The sequence below is a fragment of the Amycolatopsis magusensis genome (assembly GCF_017875555.1).
GTDB classification, from domain to species: domain Bacteria; phylum Actinomycetota; class Actinomycetes; order Mycobacteriales; family Pseudonocardiaceae; genus Amycolatopsis; species Amycolatopsis magusensis.
Genome location: NZ_JAGGMS010000001.1, coordinates 1,383,665 through 1,396,263 on the forward strand (window position 1 = coordinate 1,383,665; position 12,599 = coordinate 1,396,263).

The 12,599-nt window shown below is 72.0% G+C and carries 9 protein-coding genes; 3 read left to right on the forward strand and 6 right to left on the reverse strand.

All coding sequences use genetic code 11. The features are described 5' to 3' along the window. Positions 1 to 135: 135 nt before the first annotated feature. Positions 136 to 1,785: a phosphoenolpyruvate--protein phosphotransferase gene (gene ptsP / locus JOM49_RS06555; RefSeq protein ID WP_209663458.1), complete on the forward strand. Its 1,650-nt coding sequence runs from the start codon at positions 136 to 138 to the stop codon at positions 1,783 to 1,785. Here the strand turns inward: ptsP and JOM49_RS06560 are convergent. The 5 genes from JOM49_RS06560 to JOM49_RS06580 form a co-directional block, all read right to left on the reverse strand. After that, entirely contained in the window at positions 1,772 to 2,383 is a 612-nt protein-coding gene (locus JOM49_RS06560; protein WP_308158667.1) for a DUF1707 SHOCT-like domain-containing protein, read from the reverse strand. The two genes, ptsP and JOM49_RS06560, sit on opposite strands and share 14 nt — an antisense overlap. After that, the gene (locus tag JOM49_RS06565) at positions 2,380 to 3,096 is read right to left on the reverse strand and encodes a DUF1707 SHOCT-like domain-containing protein (RefSeq protein WP_209663459.1); all 717 of its coding nucleotides are present in this window, start codon (positions 3,094 to 3,096) and stop codon (positions 2,380 to 2,382) included. The genes JOM49_RS06560 and JOM49_RS06565 overlap by 4 nt, the downstream gene beginning before the upstream one ends. A 142-nt stretch (positions 3,097 to 3,238) precedes the next feature. Next, complete coding sequence (locus tag JOM49_RS06570; RefSeq protein ID WP_209663460.1) at positions 3,239 to 3,886, reverse strand: response regulator; 648 nt, start codon at positions 3,884 to 3,886, stop codon at positions 3,239 to 3,241. Then, entirely contained in the window at positions 3,883 to 5,025 is a 1,143-nt protein-coding gene (gene macS, locus JOM49_RS06575; protein ID WP_209663461.1) for a MacS family sensor histidine kinase, read from the reverse strand. The genes JOM49_RS06570 and macS overlap by 4 nt, the downstream gene beginning before the upstream one ends. Next, positions 5,022 to 6,197, reverse strand: a complete 1,176-nt coding sequence (locus JOM49_RS06580) for an AI-2E family transporter (protein WP_209670888.1) — start codon at positions 6,195 to 6,197, stop codon at positions 5,022 to 5,024. Before JOM49_RS06580 ends, macS begins: the two co-directional genes overlap by 4 nt. 295 nt (positions 6,198 to 6,492) lie before the next feature. On the opposite strand from JOM49_RS06580, the gene JOM49_RS06585 reads away from it, so the two are divergent. Both JOM49_RS06585 and JOM49_RS06590 read left to right on the forward strand, forming a co-directional pair. Beyond that, positions 6,493 to 7,452, forward strand: coding sequence for a hypothetical protein (locus JOM49_RS06585; protein WP_209663462.1), 960 nt, complete (start codon positions 6,493 to 6,495; stop codon positions 7,450 to 7,452). Between the two features lie 201 nt (positions 7,453 to 7,653). Next, complete coding sequence (locus JOM49_RS06590) at positions 7,654 to 11,631, forward strand: beta strand repeat-containing protein (protein WP_209663463.1); 3,978 nt, start codon at positions 7,654 to 7,656, stop codon at positions 11,629 to 11,631. Between the two features lie 65 nt (positions 11,632 to 11,696). On the opposite strand, the gene JOM49_RS06595 is transcribed toward JOM49_RS06590, so the two are convergent. Further along, positions 11,697 to 12,467 carry a dioxygenase family protein gene (locus JOM49_RS06595; protein ID WP_209663464.1) on the reverse strand — a complete coding sequence of 257 codons (771 nt, stop codon included), beginning with the start codon at positions 12,465 to 12,467 and terminating at the stop codon, positions 11,697 to 11,699. Between the last annotated feature and the right edge of the window lie 132 nt (positions 12,468 to 12,599).

Sequence of the window (12,599 nt, forward strand, 5' to 3'; positions counted from 1 at the left end):
GGGGACGCCCCCCAGGGAGCGGTGGGGGAACGAGTTGCTGGTGCGGAGTGCTTCGACGAGGTGCTGGTCGGGAACATCCGGCGGTGACTGATCGGGGGCTACGCTGGTCCGCCGTGGCACGGTATGGTCTAGACCATGTCGCAGGTGACGCAGGAGCAGGGTTCGCTTTCCGGGGTGGCGGTGAGTCCGGGCCGCGCGAGTGGGCCGGTGGTGCGGGTGGCCGAGCCGCTCGGGGCGCCGCCGAGCACGCCCGCCCCGCCGGATCCGGCTGCCGAGGCCGCGCGCATCGAGCCCGCCGCCCAGCTGGTCGCCGCCCGCCTGGAGAAGCAGGCCGTGACCGCGACCGGTGAGGCCGCGACGATCCTGCAGACGACCGCCGCGATGGCGGCCGACCCGACGCTGGTCAGCCAGGCCGAGAACCTGGTCAAGACCGAGCGCCTGCCCGCCGCCCGCGCGGTGCACCAGGCCGCCGAGGGCTTCGCCGAGATGCTCGCCGCGGCTGGTGGGTACATGGCCGAGCGCGTCCGCGACATCCACGACATCCGCGATCGCATCATCGCCGAGTTGCTCGGTCTCGCCCCGCCCGGCGTGCCCGAGCTGGCCGGGCCGAGCGTGCTCGTCGCCCGCGACCTCGCACCCGCCGACACCGCCGGCCTCGATCCGGCGAAGGTCCTCGCCCTGGTCACCGAGGAGGGCGGCCCCACCAGCCACACCGCGATCCTCGCCCGGGCGCTCGGCATCCCCGCCGTCGTCGCCGTCCGCGGTCTGCTCGCCTTCGACGCCGAAGCGCTGGTCGTCGACGGTGACACCGGCGAGGTCGGCCTGGCCGACGCGAGCGCACCGGTCCTCGCGGCGACCACCGGCGGGCCGGCCGAGTGGAACGGCACCGGCGTCACCGCCGACGGGCACCGGGTGAAGGTGCTCGGCAACGTCGGTTCCGCGGCCGACGCCCAGGCCGCGGCGGACGCGGGTGCCGAGGGCGTCGGCCTGTTCCGCACCGAGTTCTGCTACCTCGACGCCAGCACCGAACCCACGGTCGAAGCCCAGCGCGCGGCTTACACCGCGGTTCTCGCCCCGTTCAAGGGCAAGCCGGTCATCGTCCGCACCCTCGACGCCGGGGCCGACAAGCCGCTCGCCTTCCTCTCCCCCGACACCGAGCCGAACCCGGCGCTGGGCGTGCGCGGCCTGCGGATCGCCTTCGACCGGCCCGAAATCCTCGACCGCCAGCTGGAAGCCATCGCGCTCGCCGCGCGGGATTCCGGCGCCGAGGTGTCGGTGATGGCGCCGATGGTGGCCACCGCGGCCGAGGCCGCCTGGTTCGCCGAGCGCGTGCACGCCGCCGGGATCGCCAGGGCGGGCGTGATGATCGAGATCCCCGCCGCCGCCTTGGCCGCGCGCGAGATCCTCGACGCCGTCGACTTCGTTTCGATCGGCACCAACGACCTCGCCCAGTACACCTTCGCCGCCGACCGCCAGCTCGGCGCGGTAGCCGCGCTCAACGACCCGTGGCAGCCCGCGTTGCTGCGGCTGATCGCGTTGATCGGCAAGGCCGCCGCGGAAACCGGCAAGCCCGCCGGCGTCTGCGGTGAAGCGGCGGCCGACCCGCACCTGGCGCGCGTGCTCGCCGGACTCGGGTTGACCAGCCTGTCGATGAACGCCGCCGCGGTGCGCGCGGTCGGCGCGAGCCTGGCGGCGGTAACGCTCGAAGAGTGCGAAGAAGCCGCGGCGGCGGCACTCGCGGCCGCCGATCCGGCGAAAGCCCGTCAGGCCGTCAAAGCCAGGTGACCCGCCACGGCGTGCGCACCTGGAGCCGCCCGAACCGGTAGTAGCGCGGGGTCCGGATCTGCACGGATCCCGCGTACACCGAACCGGTCAGCACGAAACGCGGGCGGCCGGACGCGCGGTCGAACTCGGTCCGGTCGGTCAGGCTGCCCGCCACCACCCGGACGTCCGATGTGGACAGTGAGGCGTGCGGCGGCAGCAGCAGTTCCACCGAACCGGCGGCCACGTTCAGTTCGATCCGCACTTCGGTGTGGCTGATCGCCGCTTCGCTGAAGTCCAGTTCGGTCGAACCAATCTGGTTCTGCACCAGGATCTCGTGCGGCACCCGCCACTGCCCCGCCCGCTTCGAGCTGCCCAGCATGGTCTTGAGCACCAGCCGGTCGCGCCGGGCGGGCACCGTGCCGTTCGCGCCGTGGTGGACCAGCCCCGGCAGATCGGTGAGCACGCGGTTCAGTTCACCGCGGGTGCGCGCGGCCAGCGCCAGGTCGGTGCGTGCGGTGAACTCCTCGAGATCGAGCAGGCCCTGCCCGACCGCCTTCTGCAGCAACGCCGCGACGTGGTCCCGTTCGGCGTCGGAGACACGCAGTTCGCGATCGCTCACCAGCGGTGGCGACGACCGTTGCGGATCACCAGCGGGCCGCCGTGCACCCGGCCGGTCACGATGATGGTCGGCGAGCCGGAGGCGGGCTGCCGCTTGCGCTTGTCCTCCACCGAACCCCACTTGATCTCGGTGATGGCGTTGAGGTCCACCCCGGCCTCGTCCGGGACGACCAGTTCGACCCCGCCCCACTTGGTGTCCAGCTCGATGTAGATCACCGGCGAGGTGAGCACCGCCTCGGTGAAGTCGAGCTTGGTGCTCGCGTACTTGTTGCGGACCAGCAGGTGCGACGGCACTTGCCACTCCCCGCTGCGCTTGAGGTTCGAGGCGTGCGCCCGCAGTTCGAGCGGCTTGCCGGACGGCGGCGTGTACGGGTAGCTGTGGGCCGCCGACGGCGCCGGGGCCGCTCCGGTGGCCAAGACCGGAGCGGCGTCCCGATGCACCAGTCCCGGCAGGTCCGCGAGCACGGAGTTGAGCTCACCGCGGGTGCGGGACGCCAGCGCCTTGTCGGTGCGTTCGGTGAACTCGTCGAGATCGAGCATTCCCCGGCCGATCGCCTTCTGCAGCACCCCGACCACGTGCTCGCGTTCCGCGTCGGAGACGCGCAGGTCGCGCGGGCTGAACTCCTTCGGCTGCTCGGGGGCGGTCTTCCCGGCCTCCCCCTCGTCGTTCGACTCGGCCGGTACCGGAAGCTGGTCGGTCTGCGGCTCACCCATGCGAACCATGCTAAATCGGGGACGCGAGCAGCGGATCCGGGATTTTCCCTGACTGGTCCCGGGGGGCTAGGTGCTGTCCGGTGAGTCTGGTCGATGGGCCGCCTGGGCGCGGAGAGCGCGACCTTGGCTTACCGGACAGCACCTACGTGTCGAGGCCGTGCTCGATGGCGTACCTGGCCAGCTCGACGCGGTTGTGCAGCTGGAGCTTCCGCAGCGTCGACTGCACGTGGTTTTCCACTGTGCGGTGTGAGATCACCAGTTTCTCGGCGATCTGGCGCGCGGTCAGTCCTTTCGCGACCTGCCGCAGCACGTCGGTCTCGCGCTCGGTCAGCCGCGGCGGTTCTCCGGCGACCGTCGGCGCATCGGCCATCCGCCGGTACTCCCCGAGCACCAGGCCCGCGAGCCCGGCGGTGAACACCGTGTCGCCCGCCGCGGTCCGGCGCACGGCCTCGGCCAGCTCGGTCGACGACGCCGACTTCACCAGGTAACCGGAGGCGCCCGCCTTCACCGCTTCCAGCACGTCCTCGTGCTCCCCGCTGGCGGACAGCACGAGCACCTTGGTCTCCGGCAGCGCACCGGTGATCGCCCTGGTCGCGGTCACCCCGGAGGTCTCGCCGAGGTTCATGTCCATCAGCACCACGTCCGGGCGCACGGTCCTGGCGATCCGGATCGCCGCGTCGCCGTCGGGTGCGGTGGCGAGCACCTCGAACCCGTGCTCGCCGAGGTCCCTGGCCACGCCGTCACGCCAGATCGGGTGGTCGTCGACCACCATCACCGAAATCGCGCTCATCCCGGGGCTCCCTTCGGCACGCGGATCTCCCATTCGGTCCCCGCTCCGGGCGCGGTGTCCAGGCTGATCGTGCCACCCAGCCCGGCCACCCGGCCCCGAATGGAGTTGGCCACCCCTAGACGTCCCTCGGCCCGCGCCAGTTCCAGTCGGCCGGCGGGAATTCCGGGTCCGTCGTCGCGGACGGACACGATGACCTCGTTGCCGAGGTCTTCCAGCAGCACCCACGCCTGGGCACCTTCGGCGTGCTTCGCCACGTTGGCCAGCGCTTCGCGCACCGCGTCGACCAGTTCGGCGGTGACCGCCGCGGGCAGCGACACCGGCCCGGCCGGAGCCGAGATGTGCACGGTCGGCGTGCCCAGCAACTGCAGGGCTGCGCGCAGGTCGGTGGTTTCGTCGGTCGGCCGCGTCGGCTCGGTGGTGACCAGCGCACGCAGGGCGATCTCCTGCTCACCGGCCAGTTCTGCGAGTTCGGCGGCCTCCCCGCCGAGTTCGGCACCGCGTTTGCGGACGCGGGCGAGCACTTGGAGCACGCTGTCGTGGATCGACCGCGCCAGCCGCTCGCGTTCGGTGGTCGCCGCCTCGGTGCGCAACGCCTGCGCCAGTGCCGAACCGGACCGGCGCGCGGTGGTCGCGGTCATGCCGATCAGCAGGCCGCTGGCCAGCAGCAACACCCCGTCCCGCGCCACATCGACGGTGAACTCCCCGCGGGCGAACCCGGTGGCCAGCGCGATCACCAGCCCGCCGAGCAGGCCGCCGGTCGCGCCGAACCGCGCGCCCGCCACCAGCTGCGGCACCGCCGCCCAGACGGTGGTGATCAGCGGATCGGCCGCGTCGAACTGCGCGTCGGCGAGGATCCACGGCGAGGTCAGCATCAGCCCGGCGGTGACCACCACGTCGGCGACCACCAGCCAGCGCCAGTGCCACCGCTGCGCCTCACGGGCGTAGACCACGCTGGTCAGCCCGGTCCAAACGGTCATCACGCCGAGGACCGCCCAGGCGAGCCAGGCGCGGCGGTACTCGTCCTGGTGCACCACCACGATGCCGGCGGCGAACACCAGGGTCAGCACGCGCAGCCCGATCGCGCCCCACCACAGCGGCGAGGCGAGATCGCGTGCGGTGGGCCCGAAGCGCGTGCTCACTTCTTCTCGGGTTCCCCGTCATCGTCCGGGATGGTCGTGTTGGGCTCGGCGCTCTGGTCGTGCAGCACGTCCACGTCGGCCGGATCGGGGTCGCGCTCGTGCAGCAGCGACTTGATCCCGGAGTTGAGCACGGCCAGCAGCGGGACCGCGAGCAGCGCGCCGGCGATCCCGGCGGCGACCAGCCCGGCGGTGATCGCCAGCACCACGGCCAGCGGATGCAGCTTGACCGCCCGGCCCAGCAGCAGCGGCTGCAGGATGTGGCTTTCCAGCTGCATCACCAGCACCACCACGCCGAGCACGATCAACGCGGTGACGATCCCGTTGGTCACCAGCGCCACCAGCACCGCCACCGCACCGGCCAGCACCGCGCCGATGATCGGCACGAACGCGCTGAGGAACACCAGCGTGGACAGCGGGATCACCAGCGGGACCCCGAGGATCCACAGCCCGATGCCGATGCCGACGGCGTCCACCACGGCCACCGCCGCGGTCGCGCGCACGTAGCTGACCAGTGAGGCGAAGCCGCGGCGACCGGCCACGTCCACCCGGGTGCGCACCTGGCGCGGCACCCCGCCGGTGAGGAAGGTCCAGATCCGCTCGCCACCGGCCAGGAAGAAGATCAGGATGAACAGCGTCAGCACGAACCCGGTGAGCACCTCGCCGACCGTGGTCGCGGTGGTCAGCGCGCTGTCGGTGATGGTCGCCTGGTTCTTCTTCAGGAACTCGATCGACTGGTTGATGAAGTCCTGGATCTGCGTCTGCCGCAGGTGCATCGGGCCGTTGACCAGCCAGTTCTCGATCTGGTCCAGGCTCTCGGTGAGCTGCTGCTGCAGGGCGGGCAGGCCGCTGGTGAACTGCACCACGACGAAGGTGAGCAGGCCGCCGAGCAGGCCGAGGCCGCCGATCAGCACGATGCCCGCGGCCAGTCCGCGCGGCACACCCACCTTGACCAGCGAGGCCACGCCGGGCGCCATCAGCGCGGCCAGCAGCAGCGCGATGGACAGCGGGATGACCACCACCGACATGTAGCCGACCAGCCAGACGATCACGTACAACGCGGCGATCACCACGAGGAACCGCCAGGCGAGCGCGGCACCGATCCGCAGACCGCGCGGCACGACGGTGGTCACGTCGAGTTCGACCGGCAGTCCGGGGTAGTCGGGGGCGGGCACGTGGACGGGCTTGTTCTCCTGCTCCGGCACATCCGACAACCTAGCCGTGACCGGGGTGCGCCAGCAGGTCGATGGCCGGAAACACGCCAGCCGACCACGTGTGGTGACGGCTCGCGACACCCTGTGCACTTCACACGATCGGGCCATCAAGCCGCGTCGAAGTCGCGTCGGCGGTCCCGGTAGGACAGTCTCGGGATCGCGCCGACAGCACGTGAGCGATTCACCACCTGCGTATCCGAGATGCGATACCCGGCGCCCGAGTCCCGAATCGAAGTCAGGCGAGGAGCACGCGGTAGTGGCGGAAGTGGCGGCGGACCAGCGAGGCGCACAGCGCGCCGGTCGCTGGGCTTCGCGCGCTCTCGTGGTCGCCGGCGGCGTGCTCGCCGGTACGGCCGCCGCCTGGGCCTTCGCCACCGGTGCCTCGGCCACCGAGATCCCGGACGCCACCGAACCCGGCGCCGCCGACCTCACCCCGGTCACCGACGCGACCGTCGCGGGCCTGAACGACACCACCGGCGGGGTGGCCGAGCTGACCGGCGATGTCGCCGGCGCGGCCGCGCAAGCCACTTCGCTGCCGACTTTCCCGCAGCAGCAGCGATCCTCGGACGAGATCGACGAGATCGACGAGATCGACGAGGACGTCGCCGCCGCGGTGGACGAGTTCACCAGCGACGCGGTCGTCCGCCCGGTCGAGCGCACCCTCGGCGCCTTCGAGCACATCGTGCGCCAGCCCGAGGACGCGCCGAAGGTCATCGAGCAGACGCTGACCCCGGCCCAGCACGAAGTCGAGCACTTCGGCCGGGATTTCTGGGTCCTCCTGCAGCCGACGGCCGACAGCCCGCTGCCGTTCGGCAACGGCGACCCGGAGATCCCCGAGCAGCCGCTGACCGCCGCGCCGGACGCCCGCACCGCCGAGGTGTACACCGTGGCCGTGCCCGGGGCGCCGGCCGACTCCGGCTCCTGGTCCGACCGCTTCGGCGCCGCGCGCGCCGGCGGTCCCGCTGACGAAGGCGACGCGGGCGACCGCGAGCTGCCTTCCCCGTTCTCCCCCGTGCGCGCGCCGCTGGCGCCGCTCACGGCTCCCACCCTGCCCGGCGGCGGCAACTCCGCCGGTGGGCACTTCGACGGACTGCTGGCCGGCGTTCCCGCCGGTGCGGCCGCCGCTTTCGACACCGCGACGATCGGCTCCGTCCGATCCGGTGTGCGCCACCTCATGGTGGACCCGGGCGCGCAGCCCGGCGTCACGCCTGACTGATCACCGCGCGGGGCAGGACGATCGCGTCCCCCGCCGGTCACCGTTCGTGCCGGTAATGCGCGTTCCCTCCTGATTCCACCCCGCGGCTTCCCGCGATCGCTCGGTCGATCGCTGCCCTCCTCCCGAACGCACGCTGCAGAACGCAGGTTGCCAGGGAGCCACGAGCCCGCAAGGGAACCCAAGGAAAAGGAGAACACCCCCATGCAGACCTGGGCGAAGCGCGGATTCCAGACCGCGTTGGTCACGGGTGGTTTGCTGATGCTGGGCACCGGCATCGCTTCTGCCGACGAGAACGTCAACCCCGACAGCCCCGCCGGTCCGCTCGACGCGAACCTGAACATCCCCGTCCAGTTCGAGAAGAACGCGCTCGGCACCCCGGGCGGTCAGGTCAACTTCCCGGGTTACCGGGGCGACATCAGCACCGACACGGTCACCTCGCCGGTGAAGAACGTCCCCGCGCTGCAGAAGGCTTCCGCTCCCGCCGGTAAGGCGACCGCCCCGCTCGCGGGCGTGACGGACAAGGCCACCAGCGCGCTCTCCGCGGCAGGCGCCCAGCGCCAGGAGGTTTCCGGTGTCGGCTTCGAGCCCACCGCGGACCCGGTCAAGGGCAACAAGGTCGACCTCGATGTGACGGCACCGATCCAGATCTGCGGCAACGCGGTCGGGGTCGTCGGCGACGCCGCCATCGACGACGCGGACTGCGGCACGCAGTCGTACGAGAACGACCAGGACACCACCACCGACGGCAAGCACTCCGGCATCGCCGGGAACGCGGTCGTGCTGGACTGGGCGATGCCCGTCCAGATCGCCGGCAACGCGGGCGGTTTCGCCGGCGGCTCCGGCTACACCTCGGGCAGCGCCGAGCAGGAAGTCGTCGAGACCGGCGACATCAGCACCGACGGCTCCGGCTCCAGCGCCTCCGGCAACGTGGTGGCCGGCCAGTTCGCCACCCCGGTGCAGGTCACCGGCAACGCGGCCTCGTGGATCCTCGGCAATGCCTACAGCGAGTTCGACGCCGAGACCGAGGCCGAGTCGGGCGGCTGGATCAAGAGCGACGGCGACGGCGGCGCGGGCACCGGCAACGTGGTCGGCGTGCCGATCGCGCTGCCCACGAAGGTCAACGGCAACGCGGCCGGGGCCTGGCTCTCCGACGCCGACTCGGTGTCGCACTCCGAGGCCGACGCCACCGCCGGTGACACCACGCCGGGGCTCAACAACATCCCCGCCTACATCACCACCGAAGGCGACGACGCGTTCCTGGCCGGGACCGTGGTCCAGCCGCAGGGCGCGCTCATCGCCAACGTCGCGGGCAACGCGGGTTCGTGGATCGGCAACGCCACCACCGGCAACGCGCTGGACGACGACTACGCCGACGGCGGCTCGTCCTCCAGCGAGGTCGAGGCCGGTGGCTTCTCCAGCACCTCGGGCCTGGACGGCTCGGCCAACGGCAACATCGTCGACCTGCCGGTCGCGGTGCCGGTCGAAGCCTTCGGCATCGGCGGTACCTACATCGGCAACGCGCACTCCGCGCACGACAACGAGACCGGTGCCAAGGCCGGCGAGGGCACCTTCACCACCGGGGACGGCTCGTTCCTCGGCGCCAACACGATCACCGGGCAGCCCGCGCTGACCGGTGAGGTGTTCGGTGTCGGCGCCTCGCACATCGGCAACGCCTCGGGTACCTCGCACGAGACCAAGTCCGTGCAGGCCGGTGGGTACAACGGCAGCACCGGCAACGACAGTTCGGCCTCGGGCAACATCGTGCAGGTGCCGCTGGCCATCCCGGCCGAGGTGTTCGGCATCGGCGCCTCCTACATCGGGCAGGGCGAAGGCACCGCCTCCGAGGTCAAGAAGATCAACGGTGCCGGCGGTGGCAACACCGACGACGACAACGGGTTCGGCAGCTCGAACCTGCTCTCCACCCCGCTGGCCGTGCCGGCGCAGGTGTTCGGCATCGGTGCCTCGCACCTCGGCCGCGGCACCGGGGAGGCCACCACCGACACGCAGGTCACCGCGGGCCACGCGGTCAAGGCGACCGGGGACAAGGCCGCCGCTTCGGGCAACATCGGCTTCGTGCCGGTCGCGCTGCCGGTGCAGGCGCACGGGCTCGGCGGGTCCGTGATCGGGTCCGGCTTCGGCACCAGCGAGAACGCGACCGACGCGACCGCGGGCGGCGACGCCACCACCGGCGGCGAAGAAGGCGCGCTCGCGGGCAACATCGTCCAGGCGCCGTTCGCCGGTGCCGCCACCGTGTTCGGCTCCTCGGCCGGCCTGGCCGCGCTGGTCGGCGGGGACACCGCCGAGAACGACGTGGTCGCCGAGGCCGGGGGCGACTCCGAGACCAACGGTGACGCGGCTGCCTTCGCCGGCAACGTGGTCAGCGCGCAGGGCCTGCCCGTCGCGCAGGTCTTCGGGGACGCCGTGGGCGTGGTCGCCAAGTCCTCGGGCGAGGCGGCGAACAGCACCGACGCCACGTCCGGTGGCGACATCACCACCTCGGGTGTCGACGGCGCCTTCTCGGGCAACATCCTCGACGTGCCCGCCGCCGCGGTCGCGCAGGTCTTCGGTGACGCGGTCGCGGTCGCCGGGGCGGCCGACGCCACCGCGGAGAACGTGACCAACGGCAAGGTCGCCGGTGAGACCACCACCGCGGGCGCCATGGACACGGTGTCCGGCTTCGACGGGCAGCTGCCGGTCGGCGTCGTGGGCCAGGCCTACGACATCCCGGTGGCGGTGCTCGGCGCGGCCTTCGCCCAGGCCACCAACGCCACCGACGTGCTGGTCGGCGAGGACGAGGCGCAGTTCATCCACCGCTTCGACGGCAAGGAACTGCCGGTCGACGCGCTGCCCAAGCTGGGCTGGCCGTCGCTGCCCGCCCTGCCGGGCACGCCGGGTCTCGGCCGCGGCCTGGACCTGCCCACCTCGGGCCTGCCGGTGCCGGGTCTGTCCTCGGTCCCCGGGCTGCCGGGCCTGCCGGGCGCGGGTGCCCAGCAGCGCTCCGACGTCCCGGCCCCGTCGCTGCCGATCGGCTTCGTGAGCCCGGGCTTCCAGCTCCCGGCGGACGTCCTGGGCGTGGCTCGCGCGGAGAGCCGCAGCGTGACGGACGTGCTGGCCGCGGAGAACGAGCCCGAGTTCATCCAGAGCTTCGACGGCAAGGAACTGCCGGTCGGCGCGCTGCCCACGCTGCCGATCCTGTCGGGCGCGGCACCGCAGCAGCGCTTCGACGCGCCCTCGACCGGTGAGCTGCCGCTCGAGCTGTCGAGCGACGACCTGGATTCGGTCGGCGTGCTCGGCGGCGGCCTGACCACCGGCCTGCCCACCGACGCGGTGACCGGCGGTGGCCTGCCGAGCGGCATGCTGGCCGACAGCCTGCCGCTCGACGACGGCCTGCCCACCGGGCAGCTGATCGACGCCGTGCTGCCGGGTTCCGCGACGCAGGAAGGCTCGGTGCCCTTCGACCGGGTGGCCTCGGGTGGCGTGTCCACCGATGTGCTGGACGGCGGTTTGCTGCCGACCAACGTGGTGCCGACCGACGCTGTGTTCGGCAGCGTGCTGCCCACCGGCGCGGTGGAGGAGCGCAACTCGCCGGTCGACAACCTGGAGGTCGGTGGCCTGCCGACGGACGGGCTGCTCGGCGGCGGTCTGCCCATCGATGGGCTGGGTGGTGTGCTGCCGACCGGTTCGGCGACCAACCGCAACCTGCCGGTCGACAACCTGGCGCTGGGCCTGCCCACCGACGCACTGCTCGGCGGCGGCCTGCCGACCGACGCGCTGACCAAGGGCGAACTCCCGACCAAGAAGCTGACCGAAGGCGGCCTGCCGACCAAGAAGCTGACCGAAGGCGGCCTGCCGACCAAGAAGCTGACCGAGGGTGGCCTGCCGACCAAGAAGCTGCTCCAGGGTGGCCTGCCGACCCAGCAGTTGCTCCAGGGTGGGCTGCCCACCGGTGAGCTGACCGGCGGCGTGCTGCCGACCGACTCGCTGACCACCGGCCTGCTCGGCAGCGCTCTGCCGGCCGACCCGGCCGCGGCCACCACCGCGCCGATGAACAACGTCTCCGCCCTGCCGGTGTCGGACGAGCTGGTGCCGGGTGCCTCGGTCATCCCGGCGCTGGCCCAGGTCGACGGCCCGCTGAGCGTGTTCCAGCGCGTTCTGACCGGGTTCACCGGCCTCAAGTGAGCTGACACCTGAAACGAAACCGGGCCCTCGGAGCAGCCAGCTCCGGGGGCCCGGTTTTTTCGCGGTCAGCCCAGTTGCACGGACCGCTTCGCCAGCCCGTACCAGAACCCGTCGATCACCGTTTCCGGCGTTTCACCCCCGGCGCCGAGCGAGACGAACAGCGGCGCGAAGTGCTCGATCCGCGGGTGCGCGAGGCCGGGGGCCGGTGCCTTGCTGGCGAAGTCGAGGATCGCGTCCACGTCGTTCTTCGCCAGCGCCTCCGCGCCCCAGTCGTCGAATTCGGCGGACCACGACGGCGGCGCGTGACCGGCATCGCGGTGCATGTCCAGTCCGCTCAGGTTGTGCGTGAAGAAGCCGCTGCCGATGATCAGCACCCCTTCGTCACGCAGCGGTGCCAGGCGGCGGCCCAGATCGAACAGCTGCTGCGGGTCGAGCGACGGCATGGAGATCTGCAGCACGGGCACATCGGCGTCGGGGAACATCTCCACCAGCGGGACGTAGGCGCCGTGGTCGAGCCCGCGTGCCGGGTCCTCGTGCACCGGGGTCTCCCCGGAGCGCAGCAGTTTCCGCACCTTCTCGGCCAGTGCCGGAGCCCCGGGCGCGCGGTATTCCACCTGGTAGTAGCGCTGCAGGAAGCCCCAGAAGTCGTAGATCAGCGGCACGGTCGTGGTGGCGCCGATGGTCAGCGGCGCCTCCTCCCAGTGCGCCGACACGATCAGGATCGCCGACGGCCGGGCCAGCCCGGCCGACCAGTCCGCGAGCTGCCGGGTCCAGGTGGCGTCGTCGGCGAGCGGCGGCGCTCCGTGGCTGAGGTAGAGCACTGGCGCGGCGGTCATGGCGGCCTCCCCGAAAGACTTCGTTGAAAATTCAACTATACGCCTGGTTCGGCCCAGGTGTGGCGGTGACGGTCCACCCAGCGGAACGGGCCGGGGCCTCTACGCTGGAGCCGACCATCACGCGGGAGGGTG